Origin of the sequence: Sulfuricurvum kujiense DSM 16994, from assembly GCF_000183725.1 — a bacterium.
Lineage (GTDB): Bacteria > Campylobacterota > Campylobacteria > Campylobacterales > Sulfurimonadaceae > Sulfuricurvum > Sulfuricurvum kujiense.
Window position 1 is genome coordinate 887,633 of the sequence record NC_014762.1, and the last position, 19,201, is coordinate 906,833.

Here is a 19,201-nt window from a genome sequence, read left to right on the forward strand (position 1 = left end):
TCCGATCGGACAATTGATTTTTTTCTTCCCGTTATGAAATAATTGAATACTATGAATTTCCGAATGAGGAGTGAATTATGTCAAAAGCAATCGGTGAGGTAGCCCGTATTGAGGGAGAATTTATCGTCAAATCAGGTGACGGTACGTTAAAAATTCTAGCTCCCGGAACACTTCTTTTCGAAGATGACGTAATCCAAGGACGAAGCGGAAGTCAGGAACTTGAGATCCAGCTTGTCAACGGTGATACGAAGATAATCGGGGCAGATGAAGTGATTACTCTCAGTGAAAGTGTAATCACTAAAGAGCCTCCTATGGTTGAAGAGAGAGAAGTTGACCCTCAGCAAATCGTAGAGGCTGTGAATTCAGCTGAGTGGGTTGTCAACGTAGATCCGGAATTGATCACAGGAGAGATTGAACCGGAACATTTTGTCGCCAGAGCATTTCTTGAACACGATACGGTAGCTGTTGAAACTCCGCTGGGATTTAACCCGAATGCTGACATTGCATCTGTTGATTCTGCAACAGATGTGCCGGTAGAGCCGGCGGCAGCAGAAGCCCAAGCGGCAGCAGAAGCCCAAGCGGCAGCAGAAGCCCAAGCGGCAGCAGAAGCCCAAGCGGCAGCAGAAGCCCAAGCGGCAGCAGAAGCCCAAGCGGCAGCAGAAGCCCAAGCGGCAGCAGAAGCCCAAGCGGCAGCAGAAGCCCAAGCGGCAGCAGAAGCCCAAGCGGCAGCAGAAGCCCAAGCGGCAGCAGAAGCCCAAGCGGCAGCAGAAGCCCAAGCGGCAGCAGAAGCCCAAGCGGCAGCAGAAGCCCAAGCGGCAGCAGAAGCCCAAGCGGCAGCAGAAGCCCAAGCGGCAGCAGAAGCCCAAGCGGCAGCAGAAGCCCAAGCGGCAGCAGAAGCCCAAGCGGCAGCAGAAGCCCAAGCGGCAGCAGAAGCCCAAGCGGCAGCAGAAGCCCAAGCGGCAGCAGAAGCCCAAGCGGCAGCAGAAGCCCAAGCGGCAGCAGAAGCCCAAGCGGCAGCAGAAGCCCAAGCGGCAGCAGAAGCCCAAGCGGCAGCAGAAGCCCAAGCGGCAGCAGAAGCCCAAGCGGCAGCAGAAGCCCAAGCGGCAGCAGAAGCCCAAGCGGCAGCAGAAGCCCAAGCGGCAGCAGAAGCCCAAGCGGCAGCAGAAGCTGCATTGCTGGCAGATAACGCGGAAGCTCCGAACCTCTCTCGCATGTCGGTCAATGCAGTCAGAGAAGTGACGGAAGAACGTACGGTAGTCGATGCCGAAGCGACGGAAGCGGCCGGTATTTACGAACGAGACGGGCATTATTACAAAAACGAGACCCGTGAGGTTGCGACCAATACCGTCGATGTAGCAGCACTTAAAGCAATGGGTTATACATTAGGGACGGACGGAAATATCTATACGATCAATACGACAGGAGCCAAGGTACAGATCGAGCAGGAAGCGACCCGTACGGTCACGAAAGTGGTCGCCGTCGATCCGATCATGAAAACGGCTACTGAGGCAACTACCGTCATGGTTGCAGGTGATGAGATTGAAAAAAATCCGGGAACGATTGCCAAAAATACGACCCAAACGATCGATTTGGGGGCTTCGACGAAAAACATCGAGATCGATTTTAATGCATTTAACCAAGGTTCGATGAAAATCGATTTTTTAAAGAACGGTGAAGTGGTTGAAAGTGTCAGCCAGAATCATGTCGGAAATAAAGCCGTCGGATACGGTTTCGGTCAGGAGTTTGACAGTGTTCGTTTGAGTGCACAGGAGAAAGCGGTTCAAATCGAGTCGATTAAAGGGCGTGAAGCGGCTCAAGAAGTGACCGTTGAAGCGGGTGGATTGGTCCCCGATACCGAAGCGATGGAAGCGGCGGGAATCACATGGATCGATACGGTGAGCCAAACAATCGTTCAAACCCCGACCAAGACGGGGAGTGAAACCAATGATCTCCAAAATATAGGGAATGTCGGAAATAATGATGCCAAAGGGTTCAATCCCGAAGATCGTGAAACGAGTCAGGTATTTGATTTCGGATCGGCTTTGGCTCATCAGAAAGTTTCTGTGACGGTTGATTTGACCGCATCGGGGAGCTGGGATAATAACGCGACTTCTACCCACGATATTTTGACAGTGAGTGCTAACGGCGAACCGCTTCAGACCTATAATTATACAAGCAGTAACAGCGATTATAACGCCGCTGTCGCTAAGGGTGAGAGTGCAGAAAAAATCGGGGCAAAGACCTATACCTACGATGTGATCCTGGATGAAAACGGTCAAGCACAGTTGGATTTTATGGTTGCTTCCACCGCTACGGACGAAGTGGTTAATGTCCAAAATATAACGGCTCAATATGAAGGGTATACCGGTTACGTCCAAACCGTACAAGAGACTGAAACCTATATGGAGACGGTGTTTGTCGATGCTCCCGGTACACTCGTCGATCCTGCCGATATCCCTGGCGGTGTACCAATGGTTATGGAAAATCAGACGGTAGAGGTAGAGGTAGAGCCGATTATGACGACCGAAGAGGTTGTGGTCGGATATGAATACGATATTAGCTATGACGTGGGGCTGAGCGATACCGACGGCAGTGAAACGTTGGGTAATTTAATGTTGAGCAACCTTCCGGAAGGGGTTCAGCTCCATAATACCGACGGAGAAGAGATAGCACCTAATGAAGACGGCAGCTACTCGATTGATTCACAAACGGGTTCAACGGTTTCAATGACATTGGTCACGACTCATGAGATTACGTCTGAGCAGTTTGAGGGTGTTAGTGCCAGTATCACTTCTTATGACAATGACGATCCTTCTACCGCAACCACCACGGTAACGGGTGATACCGAATCGATCGATTTCTCCGGTTTGTCAGATTTAGCGCACGATAGTGGCGGTACGGCAGAAAATTCTTTGTCGGAAGAGATCGATTTAGGTCAAATCTTTACGCTGGATCAAGATCCGAATGTAGCGCTGTTTGAAGAAGATTTGACGGCTGTCGATGCTACCGCAGTCACAACAGATGCTACTGCGGTAACGACGAATACGGCAGAAGATTTAACCGGAGTATATATTGATGCTTCTGATGTCGGTTTGGTTGTAGAACAGCCGGTAGATGTTACGGCAACATAATTAATCCTTTTCCTATCCCCTTTAGGGGATATCCGCAAAAAAAGCTTTTAATAATCCTTTATTCAGTAGAATTCCACCACTAATTATTACCTCGCTATTACCTCTTTTTTCCCCTAAAATGATGTTGAGTGTTACGTTACAGGAGCCTACATGTTTTTACTGTCTACCAAACAAGAGTGGTTTGGCAATATACGCGGCGATATCCTCGCCGGTATGGTTGTGGCTTTGGCACTGATTCCTGAGTCGATCGCTTTTTCGATTATCGCGGGTGTTGATCCGAAAGTGGGGTTGTACGCTTCGTTTTGTATCGCGACGGTGATCGCGTTCGTCGGAGGGCGTGCCGGGATGATATCGGCAGCCACGGGGGCGATGGCGCTGCTCATGGTGACATTGGTCAAAGAACACGGGCTGCAGTATCTGATGGCGGCGACCTTGCTGACCGGAATGTTGCAGATTTTGGCAGGGTATTTCAAACTGGGAAGTTTGATGAGTTTCGTCTCCCGTACCGTCGTGATCGGGTTTGTGAATGCGTTGGCGATCCTTATTTTTATGGCGCAGCTTCCCGAACTTACCAACGTGACATGGCATGTTTACGCATTGACGGCGGGGGGATTGGCGATCATCTACCTCTTTCCGTATCTCCCTAAGATCGGGCAGATGATCCCTTCTCCGCTTGTCAGTATTTTGGTGATAACGGCTGTGACGGTGATGATGGGGATTAATGTTCATACGGTCGGGGATATGGGATCGCTTCCGGACACGTTGCCGATCTTTTTATGGCCGGAAGTCCCGTTCAATTTCGATACCTTAAAAATCATTTTTCCATACTCGGCGGCATTGGCGGCGGTCGGATTACTGGAGTCTCTGATGACCTCGACGATCGTGGACGATATGACCGATACCGACAGCGATAAAAACCGCGAGTGCAAAGGGCAGGGGATCGCCAATATCGCTTCAGGGTGCATCGGAGGGATGGCAGGATGCGCGATGATCGGCCAGTCGGTTATCAACGTCAAATCGGGCGGCCGCGGCCGTCTCTCTACCCTCGTGGCCGGAGTTTTGCTGCTGATTATGGTCGTCTTTATGTCCGATTTCATCAAAATCATCCCGATGGCGGCGCTGGTCGCGGTGATGATCATGGTCTCTATCGGGACGTTTAACTGGGCGTCGATCAAAGGGCTGAAAACTTTGCCGCTCTCAACCAATATTGTGATGCTCTCAACCGTCATTGTTGTCGTCTGGACCCATAATCTCGCACTAGGTGTCTTTACGGGGGTATTGCTCGCCTCATTGTTTTTTGCCAATAAAATCAGCCATTTTATGTACTGGGACAAATCGTACGAAGAGACGAGCAGTACACGGGTTTACAAATTTATCGGGCAGATCTTTTTTAACTCTGCGGATCGTTTCGCCGATGCGTTTGATTACAAAGAGGATGTCAAAAATGTCATCATCGATGTCAGCCGCGCCCACTTTTGGGATATTTCGGCGGTGTATGCGCTGGATAAAGCGGTGATAAAGCTCCGAAATACGGGCAAAGAGGTTGAAGTGGTAGGGCAGAACGAAGCGACCCGAACCATCATCGACCGTTTCGGTATCCACGATAAACCCTCGGAAATCGAAAAAGTGATGGGCGGACATTAAGAACCTTTAGCCCCACTTTGCTATAATCAAATACTTTTAAAGATGCGGAGCGTTAATGAATACGGAAGAGATCGGGGCGATATTAAACGATAAAAAGAAGCTCCTCTCCGAAATCTATTTTGAGCTCCAAGCGGCGTGTGAAGCCAAATACGGCCCCGATACCCTCGTCATCATCGAAGTGGGATCGTTTTTCGAGGTGTATGAAGTAAACAACGAGGAGATGAAAATCGGCAAGGCGAAAGAAGTCGCCGAGTTTCTCAACATCCAGCTCACCCGCAAAAATAAAACGATTCTCGAAAACTCGATCCAAAACCCTCTCCTCGCAGGGGTTCCGACCGTCTCGATCGAGCGGTATCTCAGCCGTTTGGTACAATCGAAAAAATACACGATCGTCCTCGTCCGACAGCAGGGGGAAGTCCCAAACATCCGCCGCTATATCTCCAATATCATCTCTCCGGGGACGAACTTCGACTACATCGCCGAAGCGAGCGAAAACTATATCGCATCACTGTTGATCGATCAAAACAACGGGGTTTATTCCATCGGTTACTCCGCCATCGATGTAGGGACGGGAAAAACTCTTATTAACGAGATACACGGAACCCGCGAAGATAAAACGTATGCCCTCGATGAAGTGTTTACCCTCCTTCAAAGCTATCAAACCTCCGAAGTGGTCGTGACGTTTTGTGCGGGGGATATCGACCGGGATGAGGTGAGCCGCTATCTGGAGATCAAAAATCACCACCGTACCTCGATGAACGAAAAACGGCTGAAGATCGATTACCAAAACGAACTGTTTGAACGTATCTATCAGATCCGCTCGCTTCTCAGCCCGATCGAGTATCTCGATCTCGAACGCTATCCGTATGCTTCCGAATCGCTCTGTATCCTCATCAATGTCATTATCGATCATGACGCGGGGATCATCGAGAAGATGAACCGCCCGACGTTTTTGGGAACCAACCGTTACATGTATCTGGGGAACAATGCGGCGGAGCAACTGGGGATCATATCCCGCGATGCCGATGAGATGACGCTGCTCAAACTCATCGACAAAACGTCGACGGCGATGGGGAAACGGCTGCTGCGTGAGAGGCTCCTGAACCCCATCTGCGATGCGAAGCTCCTCGAAGAGCGCTTTGACCTGATCGACAAGATGGGCGAGCACATCGCGCCGCTGGAGACGAAGCTCAAAGAGGTATACGATCTGGAGCGGATACTTCGCCGCTTGAAACTCGGGAAACTCCACCCGTTTGAGCTGGCCTATTTTTATGCCTCATTGAGTGCGGCGGAGAGCTTGTTCGAAGAGGCGGATCGTCTAAAGATCGGTTATGACAAATCGAGCGCGCAGGAGTGCCGTCTGTGCGCTTCCGAGCTGCGGCGGATATTTAATATCGAAGCGTGCGCGAAGTTTCGGCGCGATCAGGTGGATGAGAACCTCTTTAACGAAGGGATCGATCCCTCCATCGATGCGCTGGAGCAGCTTCAGAGCAACAACGTATCGAAATTGAATGCCATCATTTCCCATATCGATACTTTTTTTGAGGGGGAGGGGTCATACGCTTCTATCGGATGGCTGGAGAGCGAGGGGTATCATCTCCTGATGACCCGTAACCGCTACGTGAGCATCGAAGAAGCGCTTTACAACAGTTTTTTCACCTTAGAAGGACAGCACTATTTCTTCCGCGATTTTCAGGTGCGCAAACTCAAAACGGCGGTTAAACTCACCTCCAATCTCCTCGATGAACTCTCCATCGAAAATGCGGGGGCCAAATCGCGGATGATCGCACAGGTGAAAGAGCGCTACCGCGAGCATCTCGAAGAGATCGAACGGCGCTTTTCCCATGCAATCGAGCATCTGATCTCTTTTCTCGCCGTAGTGGACGTCAGTCTCAGCGGTGCGAAGTGTGCGAAGCAGTATCGCTACGTCAGACCTTCCATCGTTCCGTCGCCTAAAGCGTTTATCGAGACGGTCGGCCTACGCCACCCGTTGATCGAATCGCGAGAAGAGAACGGTATCTTTGTTCCGAACGATCTCTTTTTGGGTGCGGCAGATCAGCACACCTATGAAGAACATCCGACGATCGAAAACGGCGAAGATGTCAAAGGGGTGCTTCTCTACGGAATCAACTCCAGCGGTAAATCGTCCTTGATGAAGAGTATCGGGCTCTCTGTCGTGATGGCGCAGGGGGGATTTTTCGTCCCGTGCGCCATGATGAGGTTTTCTCCCGTCGATAAACTCCTCACCCGTATCGTCTCCAAAGACAATCTCTATAAAGGGCTGTCGACGTTTGCGGTCGAGATGCTGGAGCTGCGAAACATCTTCAACCGTGCGAGCGAGAATACCCTTATCCTCGGGGATGAGATCAGCCACGGAACGGAGACCGAATCGGCGCTGGCGATCGTGGCGAGTGCGATCCTAAAACTGCGCGAGATCGGGAGTATGTTTATCTTTGCGACCCATCTGCATCAGCTTTCAAGCTTGAGTGAAATCCAAAAAGCGAAAGAGATCGTATTACTCCATCTGGGGGTCTATTACGACGAGGCGAGCGACCGCCTCGTCTATGACCGCAAGCTCAAAAGCAGCAGCGGCTCGACATTGTACGGGCTGGAATTTGCCAAATCGCTCCACATGGATGAGACCTTTTTGAAAAAGGCGTACGAAATCCGAGGACGCATTACCGACAAAACCCATGAAGCCTCGATGCTGAAGCGGGAGAAAAAGAGCCGCTACAATACGAAACTCTACCTCACCAAATGCGCGCTGTGCGATGAGGCGGTGGATGAGGTACACCATATCGTCCCTCAGGCGAATGCGGATGACGGCGGCTCCATCGGCCATTACGGGATGAATCACCGCTATAATTTGATACCACTTTGTTCGAAGCACCACAAGCTCGTGCACGAGGGCAAAATCGCCATTCATGGGTTCATCATGGGCGAGGATGGTTTACGGCTCAGTTATAGTGAAACGAGGAGTGATTTATAAGCCCTATTTTAGGGAGTTTTCTCAATGTTTTATGCAGTAAAATAGAGAAATTTAAAACAGTTTTTTCATAATTTTTGTGTAATGCTTTTTCAAGTTAACTACACAAAAACTTCACATTTTTTAAATAATAAATACTTATACTATATTGACAAAAAAATATCTCATCCCCTTAAGGGTAAAAAGTATTGCTTTAAGTGCCAAAATTACTGCTAAATATATCTTTTGATGCAATATAAACTACACAATTTTTGTCAAAGAATAAATATACAGTTATAGTGATTATTTATTTTGAAATATTTATTTTTTAAACTTTAGATTGACATTGTTTTGGCTAAAATAGTGACTACTTATAGCAAAGTGGTGGAATCGATAATGGCACTCTCTGAATCAGATACTCGTTCAAAACTCATTGACCCAAGAATCAAAGAGAGTGAATGGAACGAATCCCATATCGTTAGAGAGTATTTCTTTACGGATGGACGTAAACTTATCGGTAACAAAAGAGGTAAGCAATATTTTGTGGATTACCTTCTTACCTACAAAAATACCAACCTAGCCATTATCGAAGCCAAAGCTGAAAACAAAGACCCTTTGGATGGATTACAACAATCTATTAACTATGCAGAAAAACTCCGAATCGATTTTGTATACACCACTAACGGACATAAAATTTACGAACACTCGTTGAAAGAGGGCAATGGTAGATGGATCGAGAATTATCCGACACCAACAGAACTATTCGAGCGAAAATACGGACAGCCCCAAACCAAACAAGAAGCAATCATCACCTATCCTTTTCACATCGAAGGGAGTATGAAACCTCGTTTCTATCAACAAATCGCCGTTCAAAAAACAATTGAAGCGATAGCAGACGGTAAAGATAGAATCTTATTAACGTTGGCAACTGGTACGGGTAAAACCTATATCTCTTTTCAAATCGTGTACCGTTTATTCCAATCCAAATGGAATCGAGACGGAAGTGACCGTAGACCAAAGGTATTGTTCTTAGCAGATAGAAACGTCTTGGCAGATCAATCGATGAATACATTTAATCCATTGGAAAAAGATTGTGTAAGAATCAACGGTAAAGAGATTAAAAAACGAGGGGGAAAAGTCCCCACAAATGCCAATGTCTTTTTTGCAATTTATCAATCCATTGCAGAGAATAAAAACAGAGTAATCGAAGTATCCGAAGAAGATGGAGAGGATGATGTAAAAGGATATTATCAACAATATCCATCAAACTTTTTTGATTTAATTATTATCGATGAGTGTCACAGAGGAAGTGCAAACGATGAGAGTAGTTGGAGAGAGATCCTAAATCATTTCAAATCAGCTGTTCATTTAGGATTGACGGCAACACCAAAGAGAGATGATAACGGTGATACCTACAAATATTTTGGTGATCCTATCTATGAATATTCACTCAAAGATGGAATCAATGATGGATTCCTCACACCATATAAAGTTAAAAGAATTCAAACCAATATTGATGAATATAGATTTGATCCTAATGATATTATTACGGGTGAGCTAGAAAGCCAAATTGTTACACTAGAGCAGTTTGAAAAGCAAATCGTAATCCCCAAACGAACTGAATTGATAGCAAAAACGGTTTTAGAAAATATGAATCCGATGGATAAAACAATCGTATTCTGTGTAAATCAACAACACGCTTCCGATATGAAAATCGCAATCGATAAATTTAAAACGATCAAAGACAATAATTATTGTGTCAGGGTAACATCGGATGAAGGTGACATAGGTAGAAACTTTTTAGAGATGTTTCAAAACAACGATAGAGATATCCCAACCATTCTAACATCATCCAAAATGTTAACTACTGGTGTTGATGCAAAGAATGTTAGAAACGTTGTATTAACCGCACCTATCAAGTCAATGACGGAGTTTAAACAGATTATTGGACGAGGTACGAGGGTATACGAGGGAAAAGACTTTTTTACCATTATCGATTTCGTAGGGGCAACCAATTTATTTTATGATGATAGATGGGATGGAATTCCCGAAGAAGTTAGTGGAGGAAAAGGAGAAACATCACCAACTCCACGACCTCCAAAAGAAGAAGATGAAGATAGTAATACGGGTGGAGGAGATAATACTATAATTGTTGATCCTCCAATAAGAGAAAAAGTGACCATCGATATCAGAGGCAAAAAGCTAAAAGTCATTAATATCGAAACAACCTATGTCGGTGAAGACGGTATCCCACTCAAAACCGAAGATTATTTGGAATTGCTGATCGGTGTGTTAGGTAAATTTTACAATAACGAAGATGGATTAAGAGAGATATGGAGTAACCCGAAAAATCGTAAAGATTTACTGAATAAACTCAAAGAGATGAATATCGATGAATCTCAATTGGATGACCTAAAACAGATATTTGAAGCACAAGATAGTGATATTTACGATGTATTGGCACATCTATCATTCAATATGGATATTAAGAGCCGTAATGAAAGAGTTATAGCGGTTGAAAACTCTGATTTCGTAGAGAAGTATCACAATGAAAAAGCAAAACAGTTTATTGAATTCATATTAGATCGATACCGTAAAGACGGTGTAAAAGAGTTGGATGATGATAAGCTAGGTAAGTTGGTGGATTTGAGCGGATTGGGAACCATCAGAGAAGTTGCGGTTAACTTTGGTGGGATACCGCAGATGGGGCATGAGTATTTAGAGTTACAAAAAGAGATTTATAAGTGAAATATATAGTATTTAAATTATAGAAGGAAAAAACATTATGAGCACTGAATATCTAAAAACAGATTATGAAAAACTAGCATATTTTGTAAATCTTTTAAAATCAAGAGCATCGGGTAAAAATGTATCTGAGAGAGAATATACAGAGCTTAGAGAAGAGCTTTTGTCAAATAAAATATTGCAGAGTGTATTGCCAACTTTTATAAAAACAAATGGGGAACTAAACTCTTTTTGGAGATTTATTAAAGATAAATTTTCTACTTATGATGAACGAACAGAATTTCTAACAAAAGAATTTGAACCAATTTTGCGAATGCTAGAAAATAGTCAAACTTCATTACCCGCACTACAAAAATATGCACACACCAAAGACTCTATAAAACAAGAGCTAAAAGAGTATTTTATATCACATAATGTACTTTTAAATATATATGGAGAGTTTACACTTACAGACAAAAATATAGGAAATGGCGGTACATCAGAGGTTAAAGGCTTTGAGTTTGGTGGTAAACAGTATGCTATTAAGTTTTTACTTGAAGATGTATCACAAAAAGAGAGTCAAGCTTTCAAAAGATTTAAACAAGCTCATCTAAACTTAGTAGGTATCCAGCATAGCGGTGCAATTTTACCACAGTTGCATTTTGATGTTTTGAATATAGCACATATTAAAGTGCCTTATATCGTGATGCCAAGAGTTGAGCAGACACTGAAATCTTTTGTCAAAGAAAAAAAGAAAAAAGGTGAATTTTCGTTTGAGTTATTTGAGAAGATATTTGACAATTTGCTTCATATCATAGACTCTATACACTTGCTGAGTATTATCCATAGAGATATAAAACCTGAAAATATATTTTTATTTGAACGGAAATTTGTACTTGGTGACTTTGATATTGCGAAGTTTGATAAGGATTTATATACTAAGCTTATAGAAACTAGTCCCACAGATAGATTGGCGAATTATCTTTTCTCCGCTCCCGAGCAAGTTAAGGTTGATACAGATGAATTAACTACAAGTGCAGATTGGTATGCTTTTGCTCAAGTACTTTATTGGATTATTACTGAAACTGCTCTAAGAGGACAATCAAAAATACAGTTAACTCATATTGATTCACGATATAGTAAATATGAAAGCTTGATAGCAAATCTTTTATCTGAAAATCCCCAAGATAGATTTAGCTCAAAAAATGAGATACTTGAGCATTTGGAGTCAAAAAAGAAATTAAGCCCAGATCAGATTTTATTAGAGTTTGAGGACATTATTTTTAAGCATATGAGTCATTTAGGACAAAGTGGACAAGGCTTTAAAAAGTTTGAGGATATTGACTCTATCAATGAAATCATGCAGGACTTGAAAAATGGAGAGTCGAGATTAAATTATTGGCTTTCGCAAGGCTACTCAGATTTAGGTATAAATAGAATAAAAAAGTTGGGTTTATGTGATAGATGTTGGCTAATTGGTTATAACGAAGTAAAAATAAAATCGATATGGATATTTAAACATTATTACAACTTAGGATGTAGTTGCATAATAATAGAAACAGACAATTTAGAGTCAAGTGGAGTATATGAAATAAAACCAGAATATGTCAGTGAAGAGTTTGGATTGTTTAATGGACACTATATCAAGAGGGGTGAGGTTGATGTTGGCTGGGCTGAAATCGATGGCAAAAAAGTCAAGCTTAATGGTAAAGCTGAAATAAGAGTACGAATCTTAAAAGAAGATATTTTTTTCTTAGCTCCTCAAAATGGACCATTGGTAAGGCATGATGGTATTATAGATAGTATTTATAAAAGTTATCAAGAAGTTAAGGCTTTGAATGAACGATTACTTGAGCCTTTGAGCGGCATTAAGAAAAATATGGGTTATTGATCCGTCATTCCTCACTATCAAAGTTACTAGGTGATAGTAGAAATAAAGATGGTTCAAAAATTAATAAATTACCTATATTGATAAGGAACAATAATTGGAATCAAAAATTAATCGAATAACCGACATCCTTAGACGGGATGACGGTATCAGTGGTGCGATGCACTATACGGAGCAAATTAGTTGGATACTATTTTTAAAATTTCTCAATGATCTCGAAGACTCAAAAGCAGATGAAGCATTACTTATCGGTAAAGACTACAACTATATTTTAGATGATAAATTCAAATGGAGCAATTGGGCGGTTCCAAAAGTAAATGGGAAAATCGATCTCATCAATGCTAAAAGCGGAGCTGATCTACTGGATTTCGTAAACAAAGAGCTATTTTCGTATCTTAAGGGATTCAAAAACATTACTGAAGACCCAAAATCGATCAAATATAAAATCGGTGCAATTTTTGAATACTTAGACAACCGTATCGCAAATGGTCATACTATCAGAGAGATATTGGATATTATCGATGAGTTAGACTTCCACAACCAATCCGATCTTTTTCAACTCTCAATCATTTATGAAAAACTGCTCAAGGACATGGGAAGTGATGGTGGAAACAGTGGGGAGTTTTATACTCCTCGTCCACTTATCAAAGTAATGACGGATGTGGTTAATCCACAAGTCGGACAAACGATCTATGACCCTGCTGTAGGGAGTTGTGGATTTTTAATCGAAGCGTATAACCATATTCGATATCTCGATGCAAAAGAGAATAAACAACGAGATATATCTGTAAATCAGTTAAAATTTTTGAGCGAAGATACATTTTTCGGAAATGAGAAAACACCATTGTCCTATGTCATGGGTGTTATGAATATGATTCTACATGGAATCGAATCCCCGAATATCTCTAAGACCAATACGCTGACCAAAGATATCCGAGGGCTAGAAGAAAAAGATCGTTACGATATTATCCTAGCAAATCCACCATTCGGTGGAAAAGAAAAAGAACAAATTCAACAAAATTTCCCTATCAAGTCCAATGCTACAGAGCTACTATTTTTACAACATATGATGAATAGTTTAAAAGTAAATGGAAGATGTGGTGTAGTAATTCCAGAGGGTGTTTTATTCCAAACTAATAATGCGTTCCAAGCGGTCAAACAAGAGCTTTTAGAACGTTTTAATGTTCACACGATACTTAGTTTGCCATCAGGGGTGTTTTTGCCGTACAGTGGCGTTAAAACGAATGTCATCTTTTTCGATAGAAACGGATCAACATCGGATATATTTTATTACGAAGTCAATCCATTATCAAAACTCACAAAGAATAAGCCTATTACCTATGATCACTTCACCGAATTTTTAGCCGTATGGAAAGAGAGAAAGATTACTGACAACAGTTGGATAGTAAATATTAACGATATCAAAGATTTTGATATATCGGCAAAAAATCCAAATCGAAATGAAACCATCGATCATAAATCACCGATTGAATTGGTGGAAAATATCAAACTTAACAATGAAGAAATCAATGATTTGATGAATGAGATTGAAGCGATATTGATAGGAAAAGATATTAATGAGTGAGTTATATGAACTTCCGAATGGGTGGGTATATAAACAATTAGATGAAATTGTATTCAGAATGCACCAAGGGGTAAATACTGCTGCAGATAAAGTTGAATTTTATTCTGATGGTTATCCTATTATTCAGAGTAGAAATATTACTTCTGGTGAATTACATTTTGAGAACATTAAGTATGTTAATGAAGAAGATTGGAATTTATATGAAAAAAAATACAAACCAAAAATAAATGATATTTTATTGTCAAATATTGGAACAATTGGTAAAAGTATTATTGTAAATCAAAATGATAATTTTTTAATTCATTGGAATATATTTTTGATTGAACCACAGACAGAGCTTGTATCAGCTCAGTTTTTGAAAGTATTTTTAGATAAATTAGATAATGATAGTTACTATGATCAATTTTTAAAAGGTGCTACAGTAAAATTTGTAAGTAAAAAGAATTTAGCATCTACTTTAATTCCGCTTCCGCCACTCCAAGAACAGCAACGAATTGTTTCAAAACTCGATTCACTTTTCGAAAAAATCGATAAAGCAATCTCTCTTCATCAGAAAAATATTGATGAAGCTGATGTGTTTATGGGAAGTGTTTTGAATGAAGTTTTTGAGGAGATGGATGGTCAATACAAAAAAGAAAAACTAGAGAAATTTGACCGAAAAATGTCTGCTGGTGGGACTCCTTTGCGGGCAAAAAATGAATATTGGGATGATGGCACAATCGAATGGTTTAGTTCTGGAGAGTTGAATCAACAATTTACATTACCAGCAAAAGAACGAATAACTGACGAAGGTCTTAAAAATTCATCAGCAAAGCTTTTTTCTAAAGGTACATTATTAATTGGTATGTACGATACTGCCGCAATGAAAATGTCCATATTGCATACTGATGGTAGCTGTAATCAAGCAATCGTTGGAATCAAACCAAATGAAGATGAATTAAACATATTCTTTTTGAAATATCAACTAGAATATTTAAAACCAAAGATTTTAGAAGAACGTCAAGGTGTTCGTCAACAAAACCTTAACTTATCAAAAATTAAAAATGTTGAGATCGAACTTCCTCCACTTCCAATCCAACAAAAAGTTGTAGTTTATTTAGATTCTGTATCCGAAAAAATGGAAAAAGTTAAAACGATTCAAAAAGAAAAAATGGAAAGTCTCAAAGCGTTGAAAGCGTCTATCTTGGATAAAGCGTTTAGGGGTGAGTTGTAATGGATTTGAATGCTATCGGAATAGGTGCTATCATAGGCGCAACAGTTGTTGCAGGGACTAATTTGTATATCTTCATACACAATGGTAAAAAAGCTGAGATAAAAGAGCGCATAGAGAAGCTATATAGTCCGTTATATGAGTATTATTTAGAAAATATGAGATATGGGTCAGAGGAGCCATATAATAACTTTCTAGCACTCAAGAAGATATACATAAAAAACAGCATCTACGCATCTGATATATTAAAAGAACTTTTTGATGAGGTTCTTGATAAAGAATCAGAGTTTATGGAATTACCCGAAAATGAACGAGCTATAAAAATGGATGAAATACTTTTCAGAGATGACAAAGATCAAGAAAATGCTTTCAAGAATATGATGACTAGAATTGGTGGCTGGATAGATAGAGAGCATGATGAACTACAGATATATTATGCAAAAGGGCTGATAGGGCGATTTTTTTGGAGACTTGAAATAAACAATAACTCTTCTTATGCCAGAGGAGCTTTACCTGCGGGACGTAGCTTTTCATAATATTGGAATGATCCCCGTTTTATAGACACATTAGTTTTCCGCTAACACCTCAAAGTTTATAACCATTCAAATCAGTTGATTGTGTCAAATTTGCTGCTTGATTATCTATCTTTATACAAAAAAATCTCTCATTCTTATATTGAAAAAAGTGTTTAAGTTAGTACAAAAATTGCTAAAAATATCAATTTTGATGCAATTTGATGCAAAAAAAACTACACAAAAACTTCACATATTTTTTTTATGATATACTTGAAACTCCGATAAATAGGGTATTTAAAATGAAAAAAAATTATCGCTACAACCTCATTCCGCTGTGTGCCAAACACCACCGTTTGGTTCATGAGGGGAAAATTGCCATCCACGGATTTGTGATGAGCGAGGACGGTTTACGGCTGAGTTACAGCGAAAATACAACACTAAAGGATGATCTGTGAGCGTATTACTCGAATTTGCGATGTTTCCGACCAGCGATGAGTGCCGGAAGGGTGCTTCCGTATCGCATCAGGTGGCTAAAATCATCGATATGATCGATCAAAGCGGATTGGCTTATCAACTCACCCCGATGGGGACGATCGTTGAGTGTGAGAGTGTTAAAGAGGCTCTCAGTGTGGTTGAGCGTTCGTATGAACAGCTAGCGGGATGCGAGAGAGTGTATTCGACGATCAAACTGGATATCCGAGAGGGAAAACTCGGACGTTTAAAAGGGAAAATCGATTCGGTGGAGTCCAAAATCGGTCGAAAAATCAACCAATAACCTTACGCCATCACTTTGTGAAGCGGGCGGGCGTACGGCTGGATGAGCTGCGAATAGATTTTCGGTATATCGAGGATCGAAATCATCTCATTTCCGAAATCCTCCGGATTGTCCGGGATAATGACCGCTTTGGTCAATGAATTTTCATTTTTCAATACATTGCTGTAGTGGCTGATCGAGCGGAACGGAATTTCAGGGCTGCTATAGATCGCATCGACGGCAAATCCGAGATACACCACCTGTTTTTCAATGACGGTTTTGACGAGGACAATCGTTTCGATCTTTTTGTCGTATTTTATCTCCATCCCGAGCAGTTTTGCCACTGAGATGACACTTACCATCCGCTTGTCATAACTGATGACTCCCAGATTGTATTCACTGGCGTGCAGGATGGAGGTAAGCTCCTGATGCGCCAGCTAGCAGACGACGTTTTTGGATTCAACCGCAAAAAGCGATCCGCCAACGAAGAAGGTCGAAATCTCGCACGTCTCTTCGGTGCCGTTCGGTTTCGGATAGGTGTAGACCCGTTGGGCCGGAGCTTCACAATCTAGCGCCTGAACTTCACCGATAGGACGGTAGAGGAGGGCGATGATATCGTTGTCGTACCCGTCGCTTTGTTTGTATTCTCTGTATCCGTTGGAGCAGGTTGCGCCGAGTGCGTAATAGATTCCATTGAACGGGAGAATCTGCGCGTCGCTTTGTCCCGGCGTGAGTTCCAAAATCGATACCGGAAGATTGAGTACCTCACCTACGCTGATCTCAGTAGTGGTGGTAGAGATAACACGGCCGCTGCGATCGATGAATAGAGCAAACATTCCCTCAGGGATATTATGATGTTCATCTTTGGGAAGGGTATCGTGCAGCATCGCTTCAAACTGCGATTCCGCATCAAAGACGATTCCGATACCGCCGACGTTCTCTTCTTTGAAATTGCGGATACAGGCATTATAGATATAGGTAGAGCGGTTGGAATAATAGGGACTTGGTTCAAACGTGGATACGACGTAATCCTGCGTCGTTTTCAGATCAAGAGTCTCCATCGCCCATGAATAACCTACTTTTTTGCCGATAATCGCATTGTCGGACGGGTTGGAAACGGCGATGATCGTCCCCTCTCGATCGTAAATGAACATGGTGCTGTAAACGGTATAGAGTCCGTTGATGTAGCCCAGTATGGAGTTCATCTTTTCTCGGTTTTCGTCGCTGATGTTGATATGGGACAAACATTCGCGAAAGGTTGTCGTCAGTGCCCACCATCGGCAGTCGTTCGCCCGCTCATAGAGATTGCGGTCCATGATATCGATTGCAAGAGAGGATTGGAATTTCAAATCCTCAAGATACTGGATCAGCATGGCGCTGTTGAGGTTGGCGACGGTATGATCAAAAACCCGTTTCGTCTCTTCCCCGGTTTTCGATATTTCGGAGAGGAGCGCTTTGGTAAACGGGCTTTCATGCCCGACTGCGTTGGCGATTTGGACGTTTCCGTTCCAGACGGTAATATCGAGTTCGCTTTGGATTTTTTTGGCTTTTTCCAAAATATCTTTCAGCTCTTGGGGATAGTAGGCTTGAGCATTGGCGACCGAATTGAACAGCTCATTTTTTAGAAATGATGGACGGGAAGAGGAACGGAATGCCAAATGCAGCGGTACCATAGCGTGTCCGATCCATCCGCTACCGTTATACCCTTGATACCCCGTCGTTTTTACCGCCTGATAGAGATACTCGAAACCGGCATAGTAGGTTTGATGATCCGCATTGTTACGCGGAGAGAGATAGGAACCTACCGGAACATGATGTCCCGATGACGAGGCGATAACCTCTCCTTCATGACTGAGCAGTTCCAATGCGATATAGGGATTTTCCCGTGTCAGTTTTCGAAAAATACTTTGGAGTTCGTTCTCAAACCGGAAAATGAGGCACAGTACGCCGATCGGCTCTTCGGTTTGCGGATTGCAGACACGGTAAGAGTAGATCAGCGAGGGTTTGTTATGGTTAAGGTCGCTGCTGCGGTAGTTTTCGACATATCCCTGGTAGGTTCGAAGCGATTCTTGGATCAACGGATCTTTTGAGTGGGTGATCGGGTTGGCGGCATCGAGCTGTACGAGCACTTTTCCTTTGGTATCGAGAAGAATGATATTTTCATACACGCTGTATTTGGCGACGTATTCTCGAAAACGCTCGGTCAACGCCTCTTTTTTCTTGATTTTAATTTCACGCATCTCTTCGGATGCGGACATATCGGCAGAGTTTAAAAAGAGTAGATAATCGCGGATATCATCATCGGTAGCCAAAAATCCGATATCGGCGGTACGTTCGAACAGGTTACGAATCAGGATATCGATGGCTGTTTGCGCTTTGGATTCGAGTTCATTAAGGCTTTTGTTAAACGTCTCTTCGATCAGGCGCAATAACGGCTCATCGAGCAGGTCTTCAAACGCTTTTCGCGTTTCGCTTGTATCCATTCCGATATTGGACATGGAACCGAGCAGAGTCAGTAAATCCCATTTGCCTGATAAGGTACTCATATTCTTTTCGAAATTTTGAACATCGGACATATACTTAATTAGATGATTGCGTTGCACGATAGCTCCATAAAGGGATATAGTAAATATGAGTGACAGTATAAAGAGCAATCGAACGAAAAATAGTACACAAATGATTAATTTTTAATCATTTGTACAATTTTCTAAATGATTAATTGATAAAAACGTGTTAAATTGATCTAAATTCGTCAATAATCAAGATAAAAAAGTCCTAATTATAT

At 42.4% G+C, this 19,201-nt stretch carries 12 protein-coding genes; 10 read left to right on the forward strand and 2 right to left on the reverse strand.

What is annotated here, in order from left to right:
* The first annotated feature begins 77 nt into the window (after window positions 1-77).
* The 10 genes from SULKU_RS15055 (at window position 78) to SULKU_RS04565 (ending at window position 16,437) form a co-directional block, all read left to right on the forward strand.
* Window positions 78-3,131, forward strand: coding sequence for a hypothetical protein (locus SULKU_RS15055; protein WP_013459755.1), 3,054 nt, complete (start codon window positions 78-80; stop codon window positions 3,129-3,131).
* 150 nt (window positions 3,132-3,281) lie between these two features.
* Complete coding sequence (locus SULKU_RS04530) at window positions 3,282-4,775, forward strand: SulP family inorganic anion transporter (RefSeq protein WP_013459756.1); 1,494 nt, start codon at window positions 3,282-3,284, stop codon at window positions 4,773-4,775.
* 55 nt (window positions 4,776-4,830) lie between these two features.
* Complete coding sequence (locus tag SULKU_RS04535) at window positions 4,831-7,764, forward strand: MutS-related protein (RefSeq protein WP_013459757.1); 2,934 nt, start codon at window positions 4,831-4,833, stop codon at window positions 7,762-7,764.
* A gap of 372 nt (window positions 7,765-8,136) precedes the next feature.
* Complete coding sequence (hsdR, locus tag SULKU_RS04540) at window positions 8,137-10,488, forward strand: EcoAI/FtnUII family type I restriction enzme subunit R (protein ID WP_013459758.1); 2,352 nt, start codon at window positions 8,137-8,139, stop codon at window positions 10,486-10,488.
* A 37-nt stretch (window positions 10,489-10,525) separates the two neighbouring features.
* Window positions 10,526-12,355, forward strand: coding sequence for a protein kinase domain-containing protein (locus SULKU_RS14305; protein ID WP_013459759.1), 1,830 nt, complete (start codon window positions 10,526-10,528; stop codon window positions 12,353-12,355).
* A gap of 94 nt (window positions 12,356-12,449) precedes the next feature.
* On the forward strand, window positions 12,450-13,937 hold the full coding sequence (locus tag SULKU_RS04550; protein WP_013459760.1) for a class I SAM-dependent DNA methyltransferase: 1,488 nt from the start codon (window positions 12,450-12,452) through the stop codon (window positions 13,935-13,937).
* Entirely contained in the window at window positions 13,930-15,150 is a 1,221-nt protein-coding gene (locus SULKU_RS04555; protein WP_013459761.1) for a restriction endonuclease subunit S, read from the forward strand. Before SULKU_RS04550 ends, SULKU_RS04555 begins: the two co-directional genes overlap by 8 nt.
* Window positions 15,150-15,683: a hypothetical protein gene (locus SULKU_RS04560; protein ID WP_013459762.1), complete on the forward strand. Its 534-nt coding sequence runs from the start codon at window positions 15,150-15,152 to the stop codon at window positions 15,681-15,683. Before SULKU_RS04555 ends, SULKU_RS04560 begins: the two co-directional genes overlap by 1 nt.
* Window positions 15,684-15,961: 278 nt before the next feature.
* A complete protein-coding gene (locus SULKU_RS14985) occupies window positions 15,962-16,117 on the forward strand; it encodes a hypothetical protein (protein ID WP_172633598.1) in 156 nt (51 codons plus the stop codon).
* Entirely contained in the window at window positions 16,114-16,437 is a 324-nt protein-coding gene (locus SULKU_RS04565; protein ID WP_013459763.1) for a thiamine-binding protein, read from the forward strand. The genes SULKU_RS14985 and SULKU_RS04565 overlap by 4 nt, the downstream gene beginning before the upstream one ends.
* Window positions 16,438-16,439: 2 nt before the next feature.
* Here SULKU_RS04565 and SULKU_RS14310 read toward each other — a convergent pair whose 3' ends face one another.
* Entirely contained in the window at window positions 16,440-16,853 is a 414-nt protein-coding gene (locus SULKU_RS14310; RefSeq protein ID WP_083801868.1) for a chemotaxis protein CheW, read from the reverse strand.
* Complete coding sequence (locus SULKU_RS04570; RefSeq protein WP_151174234.1) at window positions 16,854-18,962, reverse strand: cache domain-containing protein; 2,109 nt, start codon at window positions 18,960-18,962, stop codon at window positions 16,854-16,856.
* Between the last annotated feature and the right edge of the window lie 239 nt (window positions 18,963-19,201).

Excerpts from the sequence above, each read along its gene's own strand:
- SULKU_RS04555 (WP_013459761.1), top strand. The coding sequence starts at position 13,930 with ATGAGTGAGTTATATGAACTTCCGAATGGGTGGGTATATAAACAATTA.
- SULKU_RS14305 (WP_013459759.1), top strand. The coding sequence starts at position 10,526 with ATGAGCACTGAATATCTAAAAACAGATTATGAAAAACTAGCATATTTT.
- SULKU_RS15055 (WP_013459755.1), top strand. The coding sequence starts at position 78 with ATGTCAAAAGCAATCGGTGAGGTAGCCCGTATTGAGGGAGAATTTATC.
- hsdR (WP_013459758.1), top strand. The coding sequence starts at position 8,137 with ATGGCACTCTCTGAATCAGATACTCGTTCAAAACTCATTGACCCAAGA.
- SULKU_RS14985 (WP_172633598.1), top strand. The coding sequence starts at position 15,962 with ATGAAAAAAAATTATCGCTACAACCTCATTCCGCTGTGTGCCAAACAC.
- SULKU_RS04535 (WP_013459757.1), top strand. The coding sequence starts at position 4,831 with ATGAATACGGAAGAGATCGGGGCGATATTAAACGATAAAAAGAAGCTC.
- SULKU_RS04560 (WP_013459762.1), top strand. The coding sequence starts at position 15,150 with ATGGATTTGAATGCTATCGGAATAGGTGCTATCATAGGCGCAACAGTT.
- SULKU_RS04570 (WP_151174234.1), bottom strand. The coding sequence starts at position 18,962 with ATGAGTACCTTATCAGGCAAATGGGATTTACTGACTCTGCTCGGTTCC.
- SULKU_RS04530 (WP_013459756.1), top strand. The coding sequence starts at position 3,282 with ATGTTTTTACTGTCTACCAAACAAGAGTGGTTTGGCAATATACGCGGC.